Below are 23,253 nucleotides of genomic sequence, written 5' to 3' on the forward strand. Positions count from 1 at the left end.
CGCGCTTTTACCCGCTCCCGCTTGATGCTTTAATCCGGTGAACAAACTGAAAATTCTCGCGTCTCTCTCTTTCCCCAAAACGCTTCCGGCGTTGTAAGGTTAAGCCTCACGGGTCATTAGTACCGGTCAGCTCAACGCATCGCTGCGCTTACACACCCGGCCTATCAACGTCGTCGTCTTCAACGTCCCTTCAGGAGGCTCAAAGGCCTCAGGGAAGACTCATCTCGAGGCAAGTTTCGTGCTTAGATGCTTTCAGCACTTATCTCTTCCGCACGTAGCTACCGGGCAGTGCCATTGGCATGACAACCCGTACACCAGCGGTGCGTTCACTCCGGTCCTCTCGTACTAGGAGCAACCCCTCTCAGTCTTCCAGCGCCCACGGCAGATAGGGACCGAACTGTCTCACGACGTTCTAAACCCAGCTCGCGTACCACTTTAAATGGCGAACAGCCATACCCTTGGGACCTACTTCAGCCCCAGGATGTGATGAGCCGACATCGAGGTGCCAAACACCGCCGTCGATATGAACTCTTGGGCGGTATCAGCCTGTTATCCCCGGAGTACCTTTTATCCGTTGAGCGATGGCCCTTCCATTCAGAACCACCGGATCACTATGACCTGCTTTCGCACCTGCCCGAGCCGTCACTCTCGCAGTCAAGCCAGCTTATGCCATTGCACTAACCTCACGATGTCCGACCGTGATTAGCTGACCTTCGTACTCCTCCGTTACGCTTTGGGAGGAGACCGCCCCAGTCAAACTACCCACCAGACACTGTCCGCAGCCCGGATTACGGGCCTACGTTAGAACACCAGCCATTAAAGGGTGGTATTTCAAGGGCGGCTCCACGCGGACTGGCGTCCGCGCTTCAAAGCCTCCCACCTATCCTGCACATCAAGGACCGGTGTTCAGTGTCAAGCTGTAGTAAAGGTTCACGGGGTCTTTCCGTCTTGCCGCGGGTACACTGCATCTTCACAGCGAGTTCAATTTCACTGAGTCTCGGGTGGAGACAGCCTGGCCATCATTACGCCATTCGTGCAGGTCGGAACTTACCCGACAAGGAATTTCGCTACCTTAGGACCGTTATAGTTACGGCCGCCGTTTACCGGGGCTTCGATCAAGAGCTTCGCGTTGCCGCTGACCCCATCAATTAACCTTCCGGCACCGGGCAGGCGTCACACCGTATACGTCCACTTTCGTGTTTGCACAGTGCTGTGTTTTTAATAAACAGTTGCAGCCAGCTGGTATCTTCGACTGGCCTCGGCTCCGGGAGCAAGTCCCTTCACCTACGCGCCAGCGTGCCTTCTCCCGAAGTTACGGCACCATTTTGCCTAGTTCCTTCACCCGAGTTCTCTCAAGCGCCTTGGTATTCTCTACCTGACCACCTGTGTCGGTTTGGGGTACGATTCCGCGTTACCTGGAGCTTAGAGGCTTTTCCTGGAAGCAGGGCATTTGTTGCTTCAGCGCCGTAGCGCCTCGTCATCACGCCTCAGCCTTAAGCATCCGGATTTGCCTGGATGCTCAGCCTACACGCTTAAACCGGGACAACCGTCGCCCGGCCAACATAGCCTTCTCCGTCCCCCTTCGCAGTAACGCCGAGTACGGGAATATTAACCCGTTTCCCATCGACTACGCCTTTCGGCCTCGCCTTAGGGGTCGACTCACCCTGCCCCGATTAACGTTGGACAGGAACCCTTGGTCTTCCGGCGAGCGGGCTTTTCACCCGCTTTATCGTTACTTATGTCAGCATTCGCACTTCTGATACCTCCAGCATGCCTCACAGCACACCTTCGCAGGCTTACAGAACGCTCCCTACCCAACAACACTTACGTGTCGCTGCCGCAGCTTCGGTGCATGGTTTAGCCCCGTTACATCTTCCGCGCAGGCCGACTCGACCAGTGAGCTATTACGCTTTCTTTAAATGATGGCTGCTTCTAAGCCAACATCCTGGCTGTCTGGGCCTTCCCACATCGTTTCCCACTTAACCATGACTTTGGGACCTTAGCTGGCGGTCTGGGTTGTTTCCCTCTTCACGACGGACGTTAGCACCCGCCGTGTGTCTCCCGTGATAACATTCTCCGGTATTCGCAGTTTGCATCGGGTTGGTAAGCCGGGATGGCCCCCTAGCCGAAACAGTGCTCTACCCCGGAGATGAATTCACGAGGCGCTACCTAAATAGCTTTCGGGGAGAACCAGCTATCTCCCGGTTTGATTGGCCTTTCACCCCCAGCCACAGGTCATCCGCTAATTTTTCAACATTAGTCGGTTCGGTCCTCCAGTTAGTGTTACCCAACCTTCAACCTGCCCATGGCTAGATCACCGGGTTTCGGGTCTATACCCTGCAACTTAGCGCCCGGTTAAGACTCGGTTTCCCTTCGGCTCCCCTATGCGGTTAACCTTGCTACAGAATATAAGTCGCTGACCCATTATACAAAAGGTACGCAGTCACCTAACAAGTAGGCTCCCACTGCTTGTACGTACACGGTTTCAGGTTCTGTTTCACTCCCCTCGCCGGGGTTCTTTTCGCCTTTCCCTCACGGTACTGGTTCACTATCGGTCAGTCAGGAGTATTTAGCCTTGGAGGATGGTCCCCCCATGTTCAGACAGGATACCACGTGTCCCGCCCTACTCGTCGAACTCACAGCGCATGCGCTTTTGTGTACGGGACTGTCACCCTGTACCGTGCGCCTTTCCAGACGCTTCCACTAACACACGCGCTGATTCAGGTTCTGGGCTCTTCCCCGTTCGCTCGCCGCTACTCAGGGAATCTCGGTTGATTTCTTTTCCTCGGGGTACTTAGATGTTTCAGTTCCCCCGGTTCGCCTCATGCCACTATGTATTCATGACATGATAGTGCAACGGATTGCACTGGGTTTCCCCATTCGGGTATCGCCGGTTATTGCGGTTCATATCACCTTGCCGGCGCTTATCGCAGATTAGCACGCCCTTCATCGCCTCTGACTGCCAGGGCATCCACCGTGTACGCTTCGTCGCTTAACCTCACAACCCGCAAGCGTCTCGTGAGACACTTACCGGCGCGAGAAATTGAGAGACTCTGAACGGCTTCTGTAAAAAAGCCGCTCTTTCAAATTTTCAGCTTGTTCCGGATTGTTAAAGAGCAATATCTTAAAGCCGACTCGCTAAAGTCAGTTTTAAGATATGGGGCAGGTAACTTTCACTTACGTACCAGCAAGTGGCGTCCCCTAGGGGATTCGAACCCCTGTTACCGCCGTGAAAGGGCGGTGTCCTGGGCCTCTAGACGAAGGGGACACTGAGTCTGCTTCGCAAGACGCCTTGCTCATGCTTTCTATCAGACAATCTGTGTGAGCACTTCACCGAATGGTATCCGCTGGTAAGGAGGTGATCCAACCGCAGGTTCCCCTACGGTTACCTTGTTACGACTTCACCCCAGTCATGAATCACAAAGTGGTAAGCGCCCTCCCGAAGGTTAAGCTACCTACTTCTTTTGCAACCCACTCCCATGGTGTGACGGGCGGTGTGTACAAGGCCCGGGAACGTATTCACCGTGGCATTCTGATCCACGATTACTAGCGATTCCGACTTCACGGAGTCGAGTTGCAGACTCCGATCCGGACTACGACGCACTTTGTGAGGTCCGCTTGCTCTCGCGAGGTCGCTTCTCTTTGTATGCGCCATTGTAGCACGTGTGTAGCCCTGGTCGTAAGGGCCATGATGACTTGACGTCATCCCCACCTTCCTCCGGTTTATCACCGGCAGTCTCCTTTGAGTTCCCGCCATCACGCGCTGGCAACAAAGGATAAGGGTTGCGCTCGTTGCGGGACTTAACCCAACATTTCACAACACGAGCTGACGACAGCCATGCAGCACCTGTCTCACGGCTCCCGAAGGCACAACCGCATCTCTGCAGTCTTCCGTGGATGTCAAGACCAGGTAAGGTTCTTCGCGTTGCATCGAATTAAACCACATGCTCCACCGCTTGTGCGGGCCCCCGTCAATTCATTTGAGTTTTAACCTTGCGGCCGTACTCCCCAGGCGGTCGACTTAACGCGTTAGCTCCGGAAGCCACGAGTCAAGCTCACAGCCTCCAAGTCGACATCGTTTACGGCGTGGACTACCAGGGTATCTAATCCTGTTTGCTCCCCACGCTTTCGCACCTGAGCGTCAGTCTTCGTCCAGGGGGCCGCCTTCGCCACCGGTATTCCTCCAGATCTCTACGCATTTCACCGCTACACCTGGAATTCTACCCCCCTCTACGAGACTCAAGCCTGCCAGTTTCGGATGCAGTTCCCGGGTTGAGCCCGGGGATTTCACATCCGACTTGACAGACCGCCTGCGTGCGCTTTACGCCCAGTAATTCCGATTAACGCTTGCACCCTCCGTATTACCGCGGCTGCTGGCACGGAGTTAGCCGGTGCTTCTTCTGCGGGTAACGTCAATGACGAACCGTATTAAGGCTCACCCCTTCCTCCCCGCTGAAAGTACTTTACAACCCGAAGGCCTTCTTCATACACGCGGCATGGCTGCATCAGGCTTGCGCCCATTGTGCAATATTCCCCACTGCTGCCTCCCGTAGGAGTCTGGACCGTGTCTCAGTTCCAGTGTGGCTGGTCATCCTCTCAGACCAGCTAGGGATCGTCGCCTTGGTGAGCCGTTACCCCACCAACAAGCTAATCCCATCTGGGCACATCCGATGGCGTGAGGCCCGAAGGTCCCCCACTTTGGTCCGAAGACGTTATGCGGTATTAGCCACCGTTTCCAGTGGTTATCCCCCTCCATCGGGCAGTTTCCCAGACATTACTCACCCGTCCGCCACTCGTCGGCAAAGAAGCAAGCTTCTTCCCGCTACCGTTCGACTTGCATGTGTTAGGCCTGCCGCCAGCGTTCAATCTGAGCCATGATCAAACTCTTCAATTAAAGTCTGATGCTCAGAGAAAAACGTCGTAATGAATTACGTGTTCACTCAGAGACTTTGATACTGCAATTAGTTTGCGATATCCGTTCCGTGAGTGCCCACACAGATTGTCTGATAAATTGTTAAAGAGCAGTGCAACAGGGCGCTTCGCCGTGCTGCGAGGTGGCGTATATTACGCTTTCCTCTTTCAGAGTCAACCCCTTTTTCGGGAAGTTTTTCTCCGGCGATTCAGAACCGCTGAACCGCTCAACACCGCGTGGCGTAAGCCGCTGTGCCGTGTCGATGGAGGCGCATTATAGGGAGTAATTCGGGCCTGACAAGCGTTTATTGCAAAAATATGACCGTTAGGTTCATTTTTCGGCAAAGCGTCTTTTTTTAGCGCGATTTGCCGCTCATTTGCACAAATTCTTCGGCAAATCTCTCTACCTGCTGCCAGTCAGTGTATCCCACCTCTTTGCTGGTATCGGTTTCGCCGCCAGTCAGACGCATAATAAGCTGGATCATCACACGATCTGACCAGCGATAGCGCGGGTAACGTAGCGCACCAGCAAATACGGCACAGCTGTCAGGCTGCCAGGGCGAGTGCAACAGAAACTTCCGCGTATAGCCGTTCGTTTGCGGCGTACGCTTTTCCGGTTTACGCGCGGTCAGGTTTACGGAAAAGAAACCGCTGACACGCTGTTGCAGCTGAGCAACATTATTTTTCACAAAACGCCCTAGTGCCGAATGAAAATGCCCGTAACGAATCGATGCACCAATCAGCACACGATCGTACTGCTCCCAGTCAAGATGCTGTACATGCAGGATATTCATCACGTCGCATTCCTGATGCGGTTTAATGGTATTAGCTATATAAGAAGCGATTTCGCGAGTTTGCCCATCACGGCTGGAATACAGAATCAACGCCTTCATTATCCTCTCCTTTTTACTCACGCCAGAAGGTTGGAGTAAACAGCACCAGCAGCGTGAACACTTCCAAACGACCGAACAGCATGGTCGAAATCAGAATCCATTTTGCAACGTCATTCATTGAAGTGAAATTATCAGCCACCACGCCCAGACCAGGGCCGAGGTTATTTAGCGTTGCGGCTACCGCAGCAAAGGCGGAAAAGTCATCAACACCAGTGGCGATAATCGCCAGCATACTTAACAGGAACACCAGCGCATAGGCGGAAAAGAAGCCCCATACCGCCTCCAGAATACGCTCAGGCAAGGCGCGATGCCCCAGCTTGATGGTATAAACCGCATTCGGATGCACCAAACGCTTCAGTTCGCGCGATCCCTGTTTGAACAGCAGCAGAATGCGGATCACTTTCAGGCCACCGCCGGTTGAACCGGCACAGCCACCGATAAATGCGGAACAGAGTAACAGCACCGGCAGGAACAGCGGCCAGCGCGCAATACTGTCGGTAGTGAATCCTGCCGTTGTCGCCATTGATACGACCTGGAAAAAAGCCTGATTCAGCGTCTGCAAGCTACTGGCATAGACATTATGGAACCACAGCACCAGGGTACAGATAACCACCAGCGTCAACTGTACACCAATAAACATACGAAACTCAGGGTCGCGCCAGTAAACGCGCAAATTACGCCCGCTTAATAAAGAGAAATGCAGACCGTAATTACAGCCGGAAATCAGCAAAAATACGGCAATAATGGTGTTAATCGTTGGGCTGTTAAAGTAGCCGATGCTGGCATCATGCGTTGAAAAGCCGCCGATAGCGATAGTAGAAAAACTATGCCCAATCGCATCAAATAGCGGCATACCCGCCATCCAGAGCGATACGGCACAGGCCACGGTTAATAACACATAGATAAGCCACAGCGTTTTAGCTGTCTCAGCAATGCGGGGGCGCATTTTGTTATCCTTCAGCGGGCCTGGCATTTCTGCCCGATAAAGCTGCATGCCCCCTACCCCCAGTATCGGCAGGATCGCTACCGCCAGTACGATGATACCCATACCGCCCAGCCACTGTAGCATCTGTCGATAAAACAGAATCGCTTTCGGCAGCGAATCTAACCCCACCAGCGTCGTCGCACCGGTAGTCGTTAAGCCGGAAAAAGATTCGAAAAACGCATCGGTGATGGACAGGTTGGGATGCTCAGCAAAAATAAACGGCATCGCCCCCACGCTACCCAGCACCGTCCAGAACAGCACTACGATGAGAAAGCCTTCACGCGGCTTAAGATCATTCTTTTGTTTACGGTTGGGCCACCAGAGCATAGCACCGATAAGCAGCGCCATGATAAATGTCTGGCTGAATGCGCGCCCCGCGCCATCGCGGTAAATCAACGCCACCAGGCCGGGCACGATCATTGTTCCGGAGAACAGAATGACCAGTAACCCAACGATTCGGGTAATGGCACGAAAATGCATTCTGCCGTTTCCTTAAGATAAAAATTAGGGGTCTACCGGTTCGAGCACCAGCGCTCCCCGGCTAACGTCCGTCAAATTACGCGTAAACCCGGCAACCTGCGCATGGGGCAACGCTAACGTGAGCGAGACGACATCCAAAAAATCCGTCTTAAGCAGTTCTCCTTCAAAACGCTGCACCAGCCGTTCGATATCGCCCAGCTGCGCGTAATCGCAGCGTAGCTGAAAACGGCGCATGGGTATTTTCTGTTTCCGCACCAGCTGCTTTAACGCCAGCTGTACACCGCCGCCATAGGCTTTTACCAGCCCGCCGGTACCCAGCATAATACCGCCGTAGTAGCGCACCACGACTGCGGTAATTTCACCTACCCGGCTTCCCATCAGCTGCGCCAGCATCGGCTTGCCCGCCGTCCCGGAAGGCTCACCGTCATCCGAAAAGCCGAGCTGCTGCGAGTCATCGGGATGACCCGCCACATACGCCCAGCAGTGATGGCGGGCTGTCGGATGCTCCGCTTTTATCTGCTGGACAAACGCCCGTGCGGCATCAGCGCCCTCGGTATGCGCCAGCAGGGTAATAAAGCGGCTCTTTTTTATCGTCTCTTCGCTGATAGTGAGTGGCTCAGCGGGAATATCATAAACGTCCATCATGCCAGATGCAGATTACGCGTCATGTTCTCGATACGGTCCGCATATATCACTACGTTATCTTCAATGCGAACGCCACCGTACGGCTGTAAGGCATCAATTGCCTGCCAGTTGAAGTGCTGGCTGTATTTGCCATCGCGCCACGGGGCCAGCAGCGACTCGATGATATAGAAGCCAGGCTCAATGGTCAGCACCATGCGCGGCTCAAGCACACGGGTGCAGCGCAGGAACGGATACTGTTGCGGCGCAGCCAGATGCGTGCCTTTATCATCCTGCATAAAGCCAGCGACATCATGTACCTGTAAACCCAGCGGATGCCCCAGGCCATGTGGCATGAAAGGCCCGGTCAGGTTTTCCGCCACCATCGCCTCCGCGCTGATGCCGCGTACCAGATCGAACTTCAGCAGCAGTTCGGCAATACGCTGATGCATTTGCAGATGGTAGTCGGTATAGCGCACGCCTGCTTTTAACGTACCGATTAAGGCTAATTCATGATGATTCATCTCCTGCACGATCTGGGCAAACAGCGAATTATTTTGTGCAGCGTAAGTACGCGTCAGATCGGCAGCGTAGCCGTTATATTCGGCACCGGCATCAATCAGGAAACTGCGGCGCTGCGGCGGTGCCTGATGATCAAGTTTGGTGTAGTGCAGCACTGCCGCGTGCTCGTTAAGGGCGATGATATTGCCGTAAGGCACATCGGTATCACGATGGCCGGTCGCGGTCAGATAGGCCAGATTGATATCGAATTCGCTCATGCCTGAGAGAAATGCTTCCTGCGCCGCCCGATGTCCTGCTACCGCCAGTTTCTGCGCTTCACGCATGCAGGCCAACTCATAATCCGTTTTATGGGAGCGGTGGTAGTGCAGGAAATCAATCGCGCCCTGTGGATTAATATGTTCAGCGCTGATACCCAGCTGCATTGCACGCTGTGGTACCGGGCCGATATAGGCGACGTTTTGGCGCTGTGCAGGCAGCAGGTTGCCAATCTCATCCGCCTTTTTCAGCGCGATGAGCTCTATTTCATCCGTCCAGAAGCTGTGCGGCAGCGGCTCAACGCTGTGCCAGTAATCTACCGGCGACCAGAACCAGAGTTTCGGCTTATTAACACCATCCACCCACAACCAGCAGTTAGGCACCTGTGTTACCGGCACCCAGGCTTTAAACTGCGGGTTAACTTTGAAAGGGTAATCGTGGTCATCAAGAAACACCGTCAGCAGCTCGCCGGAATGGATCAGCATAGCGTCCAGCTGAAAACGCGCCAGAACCTGTTGCGCGCGCTGTTGTAACGTTGCGATGTGATCTTTGTACAAGGTAGCCAGCTTATCCATTGTCGTACTCCGTATCAGCAAAATTGCCCGCATCTTACCACAGCGAGGGAGAGGATGCCGTGTCGCCGCTTCCTGTGATCTTGTTTGCAAATGATCAAACTTCCGTTTGCAAATAATTAACATAAATCCCACACTCTCGATCATCTGGTACGACCAGATCCCTTTATCGCGGTTTCAGGAGACGGACATGCTCTACCAAGGCGACACCCTTTCCCTTGACTGGCTGGACGATGGCATCGCCGAGCTGGTTTTCAACGCGCCCGGCTCGGTAAACAAACTGGATACGCAAACCGTAGCCAGCCTGGGCGAAGCCATCGCTATACTGGAAAAACAGACGGCGCTGAAGGGCGTTCTGCTCAGTTCAGCTAAGTCAGCGTTTATCGTTGGCGCAGATATCACCGAATTTTTATCCCTGTTCAACGCACCACCGGAAAAGCTGGCAGACTGGCTCGCCTTTGCCAACAGCATCTTTAACCGTCTGGAAGATCTGCCGGTGCCCACGATTTCTGCGGTACAGGGCTACGCGTTAGGCGGCGGCTGCGAATGTATTCTTGCTACCGACTATCGTATCGCTACGCCGGACGCCCGCATCGGGCTACCGGAAACCCGACTGGGCATCATGCCTGGCTTTGGCGGCTCGGTACGTCTGCCTCGCCTGCTGGGTGCGGATAGTGCGCTGGAAATTATCGCTGCGGGAAAAGATGTAGATGGCAACCGCGCGCTGGCGCTGGGCCTGGTGGATGCGGTGGTGCCGGAAGAAAAACTGCGGGCTGGCGCAATTGCCATGCTGGAAATGGCTATCGCTGACGGCGAAATCTGGCGTCAACGTCGTCAGCCCAAACTCCAGCCGCTGAAGCTGAGCCCCATCGAAGCGGCGATGAGCTTCAGCGTGGCAAAGAGTATGGTGCAGCAAACGGCTGGCAAACATTACCCTGCGCCGCTTAAAGCAGTGAAAACTGTCGAAGCGGCGGCAGGCTTAGGCCGCGACGAGGCGCTGAAGCTGGAAACGGCGGCATTTGTCCCGCTGGCACAGTCCAAAGAAGCACGTGCGTTGGTCGGTATCTTCCTGAACGACCAGTATCTGAAAAGCAAAGCGAAAAAGCTGGCGCAGCAGGCTTCTGTACCGCAACAGGCCGCAGTGCTGGGCGCAGGCATTATGGGCGGCGGCATCGCCTTTCAGTCAGCCTGGAAAGGCGTACCGGTGCTGATGAAAGATATCAGCGAGAAAGCGCTGACGCTGGGTATGAGCGAAGCGGGCAAGCTGCTGAATAAACAGCTGGAGCGCGGCAAGATTAATGGGTTACAGCTCGCCACCGTACTTTCTACCATCCAGCCTACCCTTTCATTCTCCGGCTTTGAGCGTGCAGATATTGTGGTGGAAGCAGTAGTGGAAAATCCGCAGATCAAAGCAAAGGTGTTGGCGGAAGCCGAAGCACAGCTGGGCGATAACGCTATCCTGGCCTCCAACACCTCAACCATTCCCATTAGTCTGCTGGCGCAATCCCTGAAGCGGCCGGAAAACTTTTGCGGTATGCATTTCTTTAACCCGGTACACCGTATGCCGCTGGTTGAGGTGATTCGCGGCGAAAAAACGTCGGAAGGGACGCTGGCAAAAGTGGTCGCCTGGGCCAGTAAAATGGGCAAAACGCCGATCGTGGTAAACGACTGTCCCGGTTTTTTCGTCAACCGCGTGCTGTTCCCCTACTTCGCCGCGTTTAGTTTGCTGCTACGTGACGGTGCCGATTTCCGCCAGATCGACAAAGTCATGGAGAAGCAGTTTGGCTGGCCGATGGGCCCCGCTACGCTGCTGGACGTCGTCGGGATCGATACCGCACACCATGCACAAAGCGTAATGGCTGATGGTTTCCCTTCGCGTATGAAAAAAGAGGGCCGCGATGCCATCGACGTGCTGTTTGAAGCTCAGCGCTTCGGTCAGAAAAACCAGCGCGGCTTTTATGCCTGGGAGAAAGACAACAAGGGCAAAACGAAGAAAGTGGCAGATAGCGAAACCGATACGCTGCTGCAAAGCGTTAGCGCTCCCGGACGTGTCTTTACCGATGAAGAGATCGTCGCCCGAATGATGATCCCGATGATCAACGAAGTGGTGCGCTGCCTTGAAGAACGCATTATCGCCAGCCCGGCGGAAGCGGATATGGCACTGGTTTACGGGCTGGGCTTCCCTCCTTTCCACGGCGGTGCCTTCCGTTATCTCGATACCTTTGGCAACGCAGCCTTTGTGGAGCTGGCGCAGCGTTATCAGGCGCTTGGGCCGCTCTATGGGCTACCCGACGCGCTGTTGACGAAGGCGCGGCAACACGAAAGCTGGTATCCGCCTGCCGAACCGATTACTGATATCGCGCTGGCAACGGCGTGAGGAGCAAAATAATGGAAAAGGTCGTTATCGTTGATGCTATCCGCACGCCTATGGGGCGCTCTAAAGGCGGCGCGTTTCGCCATGTCAGGGCGGAAGATCTCTCCGCGCATCTGATGCGCAGCCTGCTCAGCCGCAACCCGCAGCTGGAGCCAGCGGCACTGGATGATATTTACTGGGGCTGCGTACAGCAAACGCTGGAACAAGGTTTTAATATCGCACGTAATGCCGCGCTGCTGGCGGAGATCCCGCATAGCGTACCGGCCACCACGGTGAACCGTCTCTGCGGTTCATCAATGCAGGCGCTGCATGATGCCGCACGCGCCATCATGGTGGGCGACGCCGAAGCTTGTCTGATTGGCGGCGTAGAACATATGGGCCACGTGCCGATGAATCACGGCGTTGATTTCCATCCGGGCCTGAGCCGCACGGTAGCCAAAGCCGCAGGTATGATGGGGTTAACCGCCGAAATGCTGGCACGTATGCATCATATCAGCCGTGATATGCAGGATGCGTTTGCCGCCCGTTCGCATCAGCGCGCCTGGGCCGCTACGCAGGCGGGCCACTTCCGCAACGAGATTGTGGCAACCAGCGGACACGATGCCGACGGCGTTCTCAAGCGTTACGACTTTGACGAAGTCATTCGCAGCGATACCAGCGCCGCAGGTCTGGCAACGTTAAAACCCGCATTCGATCCGGTGAACGGCACGGTCACCGCAGGCAGTTCGTCGGCCCTGTCGGACGGCGCGGCAGCGATGCTGGTAATGAGCGAATCACGGGCGCGTGAGCTGGGCATGACGCCGCGCGCGCGTATCCGCTCAATGGCGGTAGTCGGCTGCGATCCGTCGATTATGGGTTACGGGCCGGTGCCCGCCTCAAAGCTGGCATTAAAGCGCGCCGGACTAAACATCAGCGATATCGATCTGTTTGAGCTGAATGAGGCTTTTGCTGCCCAGACGCTGCCGTGCATTAAGGATCTGGGACTGATGGAGCAGATTGATGAGAAGGTTAACCTCAACGGCGGCGCAATTGCATTAGGCCATCCGCTGGGCTGCTCCGGCGCACGCATCAGCACCACGCTGATTAACCTGATGGAACGGCATGACGCCCAGTTCGGCCTTGCCACTATGTGTATCGGCCTGGGTCAGGGCATCGCTACCGTTTTTGAACGCGTCTGATACGACATGCTTGTGGTTTTTCCCGCCTGTCAGGGGCGGGTTTTTTATGCGTGAAGCCCGCCCGGATCAGATAAAAGCAAAGGCATCGCCATACATATGCGCTTCCTGCGCGCCGCGTTCAGCGCAGAAACGTTCTCTGGCGATCTTGGCCATCTCAAAGCGTCCGGCGATATAGATATCATATTCAGCCAGCGAGCCGAAATCCTGCATCACCGCCGTTAACACGGTTCCGTTTCTGCCCTGCCAACCTGCTTCCGGTTGTTCAACAACCGGCACCACCTTCAGCTTCGGATGACGTACCGCCAGCGCGTTCAGCTCTGCCAGGTCGTAGAGATGATGCACTTCGCGCCCGCCCCAATAGATGGCGATATCGCGATTCGGCTGCTGAGCCAGCGCAGTCAGCAAAATAGAGCGTACGTAGGAAAAACCGGTGCCGCCCGCAATCAGAATCATCGGGCGCGTACTTTCTTCACGCAGCCAGGCATCGCCGTGTGGAATATCCACCACTACCTCGCGCTGTTGCTGGATGCGTTCCATCACCGCCATAGCATAGAGGTTAAGCTCAGAGGCGCCGATATGCAGTTCAATAATATCTTTTTCCATCGGCGTAGAGGCCATAGAGAACGGGCGTTTATCTCGTTCATCCATCACCACCATCAGGTACTGACCGGCACGGAAGGAGAAATCCGCCGCCGGCACCAGACGTACGCGATAAACCGTGTCGGCAATCGCCTCTACTGAAGTCACTTTACAGCTTAACGTTGTCATCGTTCCCTCTGTCGGGTCGTCATTCGTAATTTGCTCCATCAGGGTGACGGCAAATCGTTAAAAATTCCCAGCCTATCCCAGATAGCATCAACGCGCGCCGTGACCGCCGGATCTTTTACGATCGGACGTCCCCATTCACGCTGCGTTTCACCCGGCCATTTATTAGTGGCATCCAGACCCATTTTGGAACCCAACCCTGAAACCGGCGAAGCAAAATCAAGGTAGTCGATCGGCGTATTTTCGATCAGCACCGTATCACGCGCCGGGTCCATACGCGTAGTAATCGCCCAGATCACATCATTCCAGTCGCGGGCATTTACGTCGTCATCGCAAACAATCACGAATTTGGTGTACATAAACTGACGCAGGAAAGACCAGACGCCCATCATTACCCGCTTGGCATGTCCGGCGTACTGCTTTTTCATCGTCACCACAGCCAGACGATAGGAGCAGCCTTCCGGCGGCAGATAAAAATCGACAATCTCAGGAAACTGCTTAATCAGAATCGGCACCAACACTTCATTGAGCGCTACGCCCAGCACCGCGGGCTCATCCGGCGGACGCCCGGTATAAGTGGAGTGGTAAATCGCGTTGCGGCGCTGCGTAACGTGGGTCACGGTAAATACCGGGAAGTTATCTACTTCATTATAGTAGCCCGTATGATCGCCGTACGGCCCTTCCGGTGCCATATCACCCGGTTCGATATAGCCTTCCAGTACAATTTCAGCGCTGGCAGGCACTTCAAGATCGCTGGAAAGGCACTTCACCACTTCTGATTTAGTGCCGCGTAACAGCCCTGCAAACGCATACTCTGACAAGGTATCCGGCACCGGCGTCACCGCGCCAAGAATGGTTGCAGGATCGGCACCCAGCGCCACCGCGACCGGGAAACGTTCGCCGGGATGCGCCTTACACCACTCCTGGAAATCGAGCGCGCCGCCGCGGTGCGACAGCCAGCGCATAATCAGGCGGTTTTTACCGATCACCTGCTGGCGATAGATGCCAAGGTTCTGACGCTCTTTATGCGGCCCGCGCGTGACCGTCAATCCCCAGGTAATCAGTGGCGCGGCATCGTCCGGCCAGCACTGCATAACCGGAATACGCGACAGATCCACCTCGTCGCCCTGCCACACCTGTTCCTGACACGGTGCGCTGCGCAGCCGCCTGGTCGGCATGTTCAGCACCTGTTTGAACTGCGGCATTTTATCGAACAGATCGCGAAAGCCTTTCGGCGGCTCTGGCTCTTTGAGAAATGCCAGCAACTTGCCAACTTCACGCAGCGCGCTGACCTCTTCCTGCCCCATGCCCAGCGCCACGCGCTTCGGCGTGCCGAACAGGTTGCACAGCACCGGCATATCGTAGCCTTTCGGATTTTCAAACAGCAGGGCCGGGCCGCCAGCGCGCAGGGTGCGATCGGCGATTTCGGTCATCTCCAGGATAGGATCGACCTCCAGCGTTATACGTTTTAACTCGCCACGCTGTTCAAGCAGCGTAAGGAACTCGCGTAAATCGTGGTATTTCATCAGTTTCATTATTCAGGGCGCAGAATCAGCCATTATAAGGAGGATTCGGCGGATATGCTGAGTTTTGTGTATATCCTCAACAATCGGGATACGACACCTGTAGCGCAATCCTGTGGATAATACTTTTCTTTTTTGTTAAAAGGTTGCGCTGCGAGTCTGAACCAACGATGCGGTATTCGTCAATTTACAATTATGTAATTTACCGCAATCGGTCCGTTGTTAACGTTTTTTCAGGCGATCCGCAACGGCCTGAATCACACTAAATCCCTACGATATACGAGGTTAGCATCCAACGTGATGTCGCTACCGATTTGATAACAGTTTTGCTATTCTTAACCTTCATAAACTGGAAAGCGACATTATGGAATCCTGGTACCTCCTCTACTGCAAACGTGGTCAGCTATTACGCGCGAAAGAGCATCTGGAACGACAGGCGGTCCATTGCCTGAGTCCTATGATTGCCATGGAAAAAATCGTGCGCGGAAAACGTACTACCGTAGAAGAGCCGCTGTTTCCTAACTATCTGTTTATCGAATTCGATCCGGAAGCGATTCACACCACAACAGTCAGCGCAACGCGCGGCGTCAGCCACTTTGTACGCTTTGGCGCACATCCGGCAATCGTACCGCCAGACGTGATTGATGCGCTGAGCGCCAGCACACCGGAAAAGATGATCGATCCTGATACGCCCCGCCCGGGCGATCGGGTAGTGATCGTTAAGGGTGCACTGGAAGGGCTGGAGGCCATTTTCACCGAGCCGGACGGCGAAGCACGCTCCATGCTGTTGCTTACCCTGTTAAATAAACAGATCAGGCAGAGCGTTGAAAACGGTTCATTTCGCAAAGCCTGATTTTCCGTTGGTAACCAGCCCGACTGCCTGTTTCTTATGTACGTCTACAGGCGGAACAGGCGACGGCTGTTGGCGTCAGTTTGCTGCGCCAGCCAGACGGCATCCTCCCCACGCCACTGCGCCACCTGCTGCACGATATGCGGCAAAAAGCAGGGTTCATTGCGGCGCGATGTCGGACGTGGACGCATATCACGTGGCAGCAGCCAGGGCGCGTCCGTTTCCAACAGCAGCCGCTCGGCTGGAATCTGCGGCAGCAGCTCGCGCAGCGTCATGCCACGCCGTTCATCACATACCCAGCCGGTAATTCCCACCGACAGCCCCAGGCTTAAACATTCGGCCAGCTCCTCCGCCGTGCCGGTAAAGCAGTGCACTACCGCGCCGGGCAGCTGCGCGATCCACGGCTTCAGCACCGCAATAAAACGCTGATGCGCATCGCGACAGTGCAGAAATACCGGCATCTGTAGCTCCGCCGCCAGCGCCAGCTGGGCATCGAAAGCATATTCTTGCTGATCGTGGGCGGAAAAGTTGCGGTTAAAATCCAGCCCGCATTCTCCGATGGCCACTACCTGCGGCTTTTCCGCCAGACGACGCAGCGTGGCGGCGGTATCCGCTGACCATTCGCTGGCATGATGAGGATGAACGCCAGCCGTAGACCAGCAAAAATCTGGATGGCGCTGCGCCAGGCTCTGCGCCTGCTGGCTCTCCAGCGCGTTGGTGCCGGTAATCAGCATGCCGGTGAGGCCTGCTTCGCGTGCGCGCGCTACTACCTGCGCACGATCTTTCGCAAACTGCGTGCTGGTCAGGTTTACACCGATATCAAACATGGGAATGTCCTGAAAATATTAACCGCCCGAATGGGCGGTTAGCGATGAATATTTTCCCGCCCTGGCGGGCCCTGCGTCGCGCGTCAGGCGTCGTTTTCTTGCTCTTCGTCGCGATCCTGACGCCCTTTGCCTATATAGAAGCGCGAACAGAATACGCCAACCTCAAACAGGCAGTACATCGGAATAGCGAGCAAAGTTTGCGAAAAAACGTCAGGCGGCGTCAGCAGCATTCCCACGACGAATGCACCAACCAGCATATAAGGACGTTTCTGACGCAGCGCCTCTGGGGTCGTGACGCCGGTCCAGCAAAGCAGCACAATCGCGATCGGCACTTCAAACGCCACGCCGAACGCCATAAACAGCGTCATGACGAAATCGAGATAGCTGGTGATATCGGTCGCCATCGTCACGCCCTGCGGCGCGGTTTTGGCGAAGAAGCCAAACGCCATCGGGAATACGATGAAGTAGGCAAACGCCACGCCGAGATAGAACAGCAGCGTACTGGAGAAGAGCAGCGGCATCACCAGGCGGCGTTCGTGGCGATAAAGCGCCGGCGCGACAAAGGCCCAGATCTGGTAAAGAATCACCGGAACGGCGAGAAATACCGAGACGATGATGGTCAGCTTGATCGGCGTCAGGAACGGCGAAGCGACATCGGTAGCGATCATGCTGGTACCCGCGGGCATCTGCTCGATTAACGGCTCTGCCACCAGCTGGTAAATATTATTAGAGAAATAGACCAGCGCGAGAAAAATGACCAGCACGGCGATAATGCAGTTAAGCAGCCGTTTACGCAGCTCGATCAGGTGGCTGATAAGCGGTTGGGTATCTTCAACGGCCATGTTTATCATTCATTGTTGGTTGAGGGGAAGAGACAGCGTTTTCCTCGGCGGCAATGGGTGCTGAAGCGGAAGCGGCCTGACCCACTGGAGCGGCAGGCGACAGCGCGGCATCTTCAGGCTGAACTACAGATGCCTGCGCTGCGCCCGCTGACGGTGCTTCTGTCGCCGCTGACTGCGGTTCCGTCATCGGCTTCTGCGCTGGCGCGCTGGCCTGCTGATCGGCACTGGCAGGCGTAACGCCGGTATGCTCATCCTCTGGACGTTTGATCAGCGGGTTATGAATCGTATGCGCTTCATCATCAGCCTGCTCATTTTCGCCAAGATAAGAACGACGCATTGAGTCTGCCGTTTTACGCAGCTCCTCCATCGATTCTTTCAGCTCTGGCGAGAGCGTATCTTTGCTGGCCTGTTCGACTTTTTTCAGGCTGTCCTGCAATTCTTGCAGTTTCAGCTCCTGCGCCAGTTCATTTTGTACGTTAGCCGCCAACGAGCGCATCGCGCGAATCCAGCCCACTACCGTTTTAACCGCTATCGGCAAACGCTGCGGGCCTAAAACGACCAACCCGATGACGAACACCAGAACCAGTTCGCTAAAACCTATGTCGAACACGTTTATACCTGCTCTTTATCTTTTTTTGCCTCTTCTTTACTTACCGTGGTCGCCTGCTTATCAGTCAGCGGCCGCGCATCGAATTCGGCATCCTGCTGTTTAGGTGTCTCTTTTTCGTCATCGCTCATCGCTTTTTTAAAGCCTTTAATGGATGAACCTAAATCGGAACCGAGGTTACGCAGCTTATTGGTGCCAAAGAGAAGAACTACGATCACGGCAATGATGAGTAATTGCCAAATACTGATACCGCCCATGAGTATGCCCCTGAACAAAAAGTAAGAAAAAAGGTGGAGAGGCAGTATACCTCAGCTTAATAGCCGGTGACGATGCGTTAGCCCATCGTCCCAGCCACAAAAAGTGATTTTACCTTTCCTGACAATCAGCCTGCGCGTCGCCAGCCTGCGATCCAGGCGAGCAACCCGATAACGATCATGATAGTTGGCACGGCTTCCATGCCCGGACGCGCAATCAACAGCGCCGTGCCGCTCAGCAGCAGCGTTGCGCCGATGCCAAACAGGTAGCGTGACTGATGCTGTCTTTCGCGCTGTAAGCTCATTTCGTTCGCCAGACGATCCACACTGTGCTGTAGCCGCTTATGCTGACGCATGCTGTCATAAAATAATTCCGGCAGCTCCGGCAGGCGCTCAGCCCAGAACGGCGCTTTCTCTTTTACCGCCCGGATAATAGCCGGAATCCCCACCTGGTCTTTAATCCAGTCTTCAAGGAACGGCTTTGCCGTTTTCCACAGATCGAGCTGCGGATAGAGCTGACGTCCTACGCCTTCAATATAAAGCAGCGTTTTCTGTAGCAGTACCAGCTGCGGCTGCACTTCCATATGGAAACGGCGTGCAGTGTTAAACAGATTCAGCAGCACATGACCAAACGAAATCTCTGCCAGCGGCTTTTCGAAAATGGGTTCACAAACGGTACGAATCGCGAACTCAAAATCTTCCACGTTGGTATCCGGCGGTACCCAGCCAGAATCAACATGCAGTTCAGCTACCTTCCGGTAGTCGCGGTTAAAGAAGGCGATAAAGTTTTCCGCCAGATAGCGTTTGTCTGCTTTATTCAACGAGCCAACAATACCGCAGTCGATGCCGATGTAGAGCGGATCGTGTGGATGTTCATAGCTGACAAAAATATTGCCGGGATGCATATCTGCGTGGAAAAAGCTGTCACGGAAAACCTGAGTGAAAAAGACCTGAACGCCGCGCTCCGCCAGCAGGCGCAGATTAACGCCATGCTTTTCCAGAGCCGCCACGTCATTGACAGGAATACCGTAGATACGTTCCATCACCAGCATCGCTTCACTACAGTAATCGGAGTAGACCTCCGGCACGTAGAGCAGGTTGCTGTTTTCAAAATTACGTCGCAGCTGGATGGCGTTAGCCGCTTCCCGCAGCAGGTTTAGCTCATCGATCAGCGTTTTCTCATAATCGGCCACCACTTCAACCGGACGCAGACGGCGGCTCTCCGGCATCAGGCGCGGCAGCCAGCGTGCCAGACGATAAATCAGGCGCATATCGGCTTTGATAACCGGCAAAATATCGGGGCGAATGACCTTAATCACCACCTCTTTGCCGTTCTCCTTCAGCGTGGCGGTATGCACCTGCGCAATGGAGGCCGAGGCCAGCGGGATAATATCAAAATCATCGAACCAGGTTTCAATCGGCCCCCCCAACGATTTTTCGATCTGCTCTTTAGCGCGAGTACCGTCAAAGGGTGCCACGCGGTCCTGTAAAATCGCCAGCTGATCGGCAATTTGCGGTGGAAAAAGATCGCGGCGGGTAGACATCATCTGACCGAATTTGATCCATACCGGTCCCAGCTCCTCCAGCGCCATACGCAGGCGTACGCCCAGCGCCAGATCTTTATGGCGGTTAGGCAGCCAGAACACGCCACGTCGCCAGAGGCGGATTGGTAACGTAATACGCAAACGAGGGATCAGCTCATCCAGCCCGTAACTCAAAAAAACTTTGATAATGAAATAAAGGCGGCGAATTTCTCCAGGCGTCATTTCGTCTCCAGCTGTCGCAGCCGTTGTTCAAGTTGGTCAACCTGGCGTTGCAGTGCATCAACTTCTTCACCGTACCAGGCCATTTCCAGCGCGCCGGGCGCGACGCGCCACTCTTCGGTCAGGGTTTCTGCCAGATAACGCTGTTTGCGCTCGATGTCGTTACGCAGCAGTTGCAGCCCGCGCCGCGCCGTTTTACTGATGCTTTCGGCGAGGATATCACCCACCCACGGCGCCAGATATTCCGCCGGATCGAGCTCGGCCATATCCATCAGCATAGAAAACTGCTGCACAACCTGCAGATCGCCTTCCACTTCCAGCTCGCCGCTGCGGATCATGCCGGTGAGCTGATGACGATCGCGCAGCTTCGGCAGTAGCGACAGGCGCGTTTTCACCGTGCAATCACAGCGATCCTGCCAGTCGCCCAGCACATCCACCTGTTGTTCACTAAATACCAGCGTGATGGGCTGCGAAAGCTCCTGTAACCGCAGCTGTAGCACACGCCCGTTCAGACGCTGGCGGGCCGCTTTCAGTCCACGATCGCGGTAAAGAATTCGATTCAGCGCGGTCTCCAGACCGGCAGTTAACAGCGGGGTTAACGTCATTCACTTTCCTGCTTAAAACTTGAACCCACGGTGCAGAGCGACAATTCCGCCCGTCAGGTTGTGATACGAAGTATTTTCGAAACCGACATCCATCATCATAGACTTTAGCGTCTCCTGGTCAGGATGCATGCGAATCGACTCCGCCAGATAGCGGTAACTTTCCGCATCCTGCGCCACCAGCTCGCCGATGCGCGGCAGCACGTGGAAGGAATAAGCGTCGTACACTTTGCTCAGGGGTTCCACTATCGGTTTGGAAAATTCCAGCACCAGCAGACGTCCACCCGGCTTCAGCACACGGAACATCGAGGCCAGCGCCTTATCTTTATCGGTGACGTTACGCAGACCGAAGGAAATGGTAATGCAGTCGAAATAGTTGTCCGGGAAAGGCAGCGCTTCAGCATTCGCCTGTACATAGCTGACATTGCCAATGACGCCGTTGTTGCGCAGTTTCTCGCGCCCCATTTTCAACATAGAGCTGTTGATATCCGCCAATACAACCTGTCCGGTATCCCCTACCAGACGGGAGAATTTTGCCGTTAAATCGCCGGTGCCGCCGGCTAAATCCAGCACGCGCTGCCCACGGCGCACACCGCTGCAATCAATGGTAAAACGCTTCCAGATACGATGGATGCCCATCGACATCAAATCGTTCATCAGGTCATATTTCGCCGCAACGGAGTGAAACACCCCAGCTACCATCTCCGCCTTTTCCTCTTTTGCTACGGTACGGAAGCCGAAATGTGTCGTTTCCCTGGATTCATCTGCCATGTGCTTCACCTGCTCCACAATCAAATATCTTTGCAGTGTAACAGAGTCCCTGTAGTCAGGCACGTTAGCCCGGCGTTATTCATGTATCCGACGCAGGGTATCATGCCAGGCCGCAGCCCCCTGCTGCTGTGCATTTTCCGGCGTTTCAGCCTCTTCCTGCACCTCGTCGGACAGCACGTTCTCCGGTAGTGCCTGCTCCACTAATCGGGGGTTAATGCTGCGTTTAACCTCTACACCTAAGTGGCGAAAACTTTCGCTCTGGGCGATAAGATTGCCGCGTCCTTCCGACAGCTTTTTCATCGCCTGGCGATAGCTCTCCTGCGCTCGATCGAAGTGTTGACCGACGCTGGTCATATCATCGACAAACAGCCGCATTTTGTCGTAGAGCCGGGCGGCGCGATCGGCGATGCGCTGCGCGTTGCGGCTCTGGTGCTCATAGCGCCAGAGGTTAGTAATAGTGCGCAGCGCTACCAACAGCGTGGTAGGGCTAACCAGCATGATATTATGCTTCAGCGCCTCGCTGATCAGTTCCGGCTGCCGGTCGATAGCCAGCAAGAATGCCGGCTCGATAGGGATAAACATCAGAACATAGTCCAGCGAACGCAGACCGGGCAACTGCTGATAATCTTTACGGCTGAGCAGGCGGATATGGTTACGGATTGCGCTGATATGTTCCCCAATGGCTTGATCGCGCAGGATTTCATCTTCGGCGTTAAAGTAGCGTTCATAGGCCACCAGCGTCATCTTGGCATCGATCACCACATCTTTGCCCTGCGGCAGGCGAACAATCACATCCGGCTGCATACGGCTTTGTGCATCCACCTGAATATTTACCTGAGTTTCATATTCGTGGCCTTCACGCAGGCCTGACGCTTCCAGTACACGGCTCAGCACCACCTCACCCCAGTTGCCCTGGGTTTTGTTATCCCCTTTTAGCGCTTTAGTGAGGTTGATTGCCTCCTGCGCCATTTGCGCGTTCAGCTGTTGCAGATTACGGATTTCATGGGCCAGCGTGTGCCGTTCCCGCGCCTCCTGCCCCAGGCTTTCCTGCACCTGACGCCGAAATCCATCCAGCTGCTCGCGCAGCGGCGCAATCAGACCGTTCAGGCTCTGGCGATTCTGCTCATCCACGCGCCGCCCGCTCTGCTCAAAGATACGATTAGCAAGGTTTTCAAACTGGGCGCTGAGACGTTGTTCGCTGTTGGTCAGCAGGCGCTGCTTCTCTTCAGCAGCAAGACGGGTTTCCTCGAGGCGGATGGTCACTTCGCGTAATTCAGCTTCCTGGGCGCTGTTCACTTCCAGCTGGTTGCGTAACTCGCGGCTCAGCTGTTCGCTTTCGTTGCGCCAGTAATCGAAGTGCTGGAGCTTTTCCTGCGCGGCGGTGAGCGCACCATGCAGCTCCAGGCGCTCTTTTTCATGCTGCTGTCGCTGTAGCCGCTCCGCCTGAAACAGCTGTTCCAGCCGGGCTTCCTGCTGCTGCGCCTGATCCAGCGCCTGCTCCAGCAGCCGCCGTTCGGTTTCCTGCATCGCCTGTTCGCGCTGCGCGCGAAAATGGGCAAACAGCCAGCCCGCCAGCCCACCGGCCAGCGCGAAACTGACGCCGACGATCAGTTGAATCTCCACCGCGTTCTCTCCTTACTGTCGCAAACAGAGCCACG

The 23,253-nt window shown here is 55.1% G+C and carries 17 protein-coding genes, 1 tRNA gene and 2 rRNA genes; 3 read left to right on the forward strand and 17 right to left on the reverse strand.

Annotation, left to right across the window (positions count from 1 at the left end; genetic code table 11):
* Positions 1-95 precede the first annotated feature (95 nt).
* The 7 genes from C7M51_RS15775 to pepQ all read right to left on the reverse strand — a co-directional run bounded on the left by C7M51_RS15775 (position 96) and on the right by pepQ (position 9,242).
* Positions 96-2,998 (reverse strand): 23S ribosomal RNA (locus C7M51_RS15775).
* 194 nt (positions 2,999-3,192) lie between these two features.
* A tRNA-Glu gene (locus C7M51_RS15780) sits at positions 3,193-3,268 on the reverse strand.
* 83 nt (positions 3,269-3,351) lie between these two features.
* Positions 3,352-4,894: ribosomal RNA gene (locus C7M51_RS15785) — 16S ribosomal RNA — on the reverse strand.
* The 16S and 23S rRNA genes sit together here with 1 tRNA gene alongside, the layout of an rRNA operon.
* A 373-nt stretch (positions 4,895-5,267) precedes the next feature.
* Positions 5,268-5,804, reverse strand: coding sequence for a menaquinone-dependent protoporphyrinogen IX dehydrogenase (gene hemG, locus C7M51_RS15790; protein ID WP_160622595.1), 537 nt, complete (start codon positions 5,802-5,804; stop codon positions 5,268-5,270).
* 13 nt (positions 5,805-5,817) lie between these two features.
* The gene (gene trkH, locus C7M51_RS15795) at positions 5,818-7,269 is read right to left on the reverse strand and encodes a Trk system potassium transporter TrkH (protein ID WP_160622596.1); all 1,452 of its coding nucleotides are present in this window, start codon (positions 7,267-7,269) and stop codon (positions 5,818-5,820) included.
* 24 nt (positions 7,270-7,293) lie between these two features.
* Positions 7,294-7,911 carry an IMPACT family protein gene (locus C7M51_RS15800; RefSeq protein WP_160623675.1) on the reverse strand — a complete coding sequence of 206 codons (618 nt, stop codon included), beginning with the start codon at positions 7,909-7,911 and terminating at the stop codon, positions 7,294-7,296.
* Entirely contained in the window at positions 7,911-9,242 is a 1,332-nt protein-coding gene (gene pepQ / locus C7M51_RS15805) for a Xaa-Pro dipeptidase (RefSeq protein ID WP_160622597.1), read from the reverse strand. The genes C7M51_RS15800 and pepQ overlap by 1 nt, the downstream gene beginning before the upstream one ends.
* Positions 9,243-9,429: 187 nt before the next feature.
* Between pepQ and fadB the strand changes: the two genes are divergently transcribed.
* Both fadB and fadA read left to right on the forward strand, forming a co-directional pair.
* Positions 9,430-11,616 carry a fatty acid oxidation complex subunit alpha FadB gene (fadB, locus tag C7M51_RS15810; RefSeq protein ID WP_160622598.1) on the forward strand — a complete coding sequence of 729 codons (2,187 nt, stop codon included), beginning with the start codon at positions 9,430-9,432 and terminating at the stop codon, positions 11,614-11,616.
* An 11-nt stretch (positions 11,617-11,627) separates the two neighbouring features.
* Positions 11,628-12,791, forward strand: a complete 1,164-nt coding sequence (fadA, locus tag C7M51_RS15815; protein ID WP_160622599.1) for an acetyl-CoA C-acyltransferase FadA — start codon at positions 11,628-11,630, stop codon at positions 12,789-12,791.
* 66 nt (positions 12,792-12,857) lie between these two features.
* Here fadA and fre read toward each other — a convergent pair whose 3' ends face one another.
* On the reverse strand, positions 12,858-13,559 hold the full coding sequence (gene fre / locus C7M51_RS15820) for an NAD(P)H-flavin reductase (RefSeq protein ID WP_160622600.1): 702 nt from the start codon (positions 13,557-13,559) through the stop codon (positions 12,858-12,860).
* A 38-nt stretch (positions 13,560-13,597) separates the two neighbouring features.
* Positions 13,598-15,082, reverse strand: a complete 1,485-nt coding sequence (ubiD, locus tag C7M51_RS15825; protein ID WP_160622601.1) for a 4-hydroxy-3-polyprenylbenzoate decarboxylase — start codon at positions 15,080-15,082, stop codon at positions 13,598-13,600.
* Positions 15,083-15,443: 361 nt separating this feature from the next.
* Here ubiD and rfaH point away from each other — a divergent pair, with 361 nt between their 5' ends.
* The gene (gene rfaH, locus C7M51_RS15830; protein ID WP_160622602.1) at positions 15,444-15,932 is read left to right on the forward strand and encodes a transcription/translation regulatory transformer protein RfaH; all 489 of its coding nucleotides are present in this window, start codon (positions 15,444-15,446) and stop codon (positions 15,930-15,932) included.
* A gap of 44 nt (positions 15,933-15,976) precedes the next feature.
* Here rfaH and tatD read toward each other — a convergent pair whose 3' ends face one another.
* The 8 genes from tatD to rmuC form a co-directional block, all read right to left on the reverse strand.
* The gene (gene tatD / locus C7M51_RS15835; protein ID WP_160622603.1) at positions 15,977-16,756 is read right to left on the reverse strand and encodes a 3'-5' ssDNA/RNA exonuclease TatD; all 780 of its coding nucleotides are present in this window, start codon (positions 16,754-16,756) and stop codon (positions 15,977-15,979) included.
* 83 nt (positions 16,757-16,839) lie between these two features.
* Positions 16,840-17,598 carry a Sec-independent protein translocase subunit TatC gene (gene tatC, locus C7M51_RS15840; RefSeq protein WP_160622604.1) on the reverse strand — a complete coding sequence of 253 codons (759 nt, stop codon included), beginning with the start codon at positions 17,596-17,598 and terminating at the stop codon, positions 16,840-16,842.
* Positions 17,588-18,208, reverse strand: coding sequence for a Sec-independent protein translocase protein TatB (gene tatB, locus C7M51_RS15845; protein ID WP_160622605.1), 621 nt, complete (start codon positions 18,206-18,208; stop codon positions 17,588-17,590). The genes tatC and tatB overlap by 11 nt, the downstream gene beginning before the upstream one ends.
* 2 nt (positions 18,209-18,210) lie before the next feature.
* A complete protein-coding gene (gene tatA / locus C7M51_RS15850; RefSeq protein ID WP_160622606.1) occupies positions 18,211-18,462 on the reverse strand; it encodes a Sec-independent protein translocase subunit TatA in 252 nt (83 codons plus the stop codon).
* Between the two features lie 125 nt (positions 18,463-18,587).
* Positions 18,588-20,225: a ubiquinone biosynthesis regulatory protein kinase UbiB gene (ubiB, locus tag C7M51_RS15855; RefSeq protein ID WP_160622607.1), complete on the reverse strand. Its 1,638-nt coding sequence runs from the start codon at positions 20,223-20,225 to the stop codon at positions 18,588-18,590.
* The gene (ubiJ, locus tag C7M51_RS15860) at positions 20,222-20,827 is read right to left on the reverse strand and encodes a ubiquinone biosynthesis protein UbiJ (protein WP_160622608.1); all 606 of its coding nucleotides are present in this window, start codon (positions 20,825-20,827) and stop codon (positions 20,222-20,224) included. The genes ubiB and ubiJ overlap by 4 nt, the downstream gene beginning before the upstream one ends.
* Before the next feature lie 12 nt (positions 20,828-20,839).
* Positions 20,840-21,595, reverse strand: coding sequence for a bifunctional demethylmenaquinone methyltransferase/2-methoxy-6-polyprenyl-1,4-benzoquinol methylase UbiE (ubiE, locus tag C7M51_RS15865; protein WP_160622609.1), 756 nt, complete (start codon positions 21,593-21,595; stop codon positions 20,840-20,842).
* A gap of 75 nt (positions 21,596-21,670) precedes the next feature.
* A complete protein-coding gene (rmuC, locus tag C7M51_RS15870; protein WP_160622610.1) occupies positions 21,671-23,218 on the reverse strand; it encodes a DNA recombination protein RmuC in 1,548 nt (515 codons plus the stop codon).
* Positions 23,219-23,253: the final 35 nt, after the last annotated feature.

Source organism: Mixta intestinalis (assembly GCF_009914055.1).
In the GTDB taxonomy this organism is placed as follows: Bacteria; Pseudomonadota; Gammaproteobacteria; order Enterobacterales; family Enterobacteriaceae; genus Mixta; species Mixta intestinalis.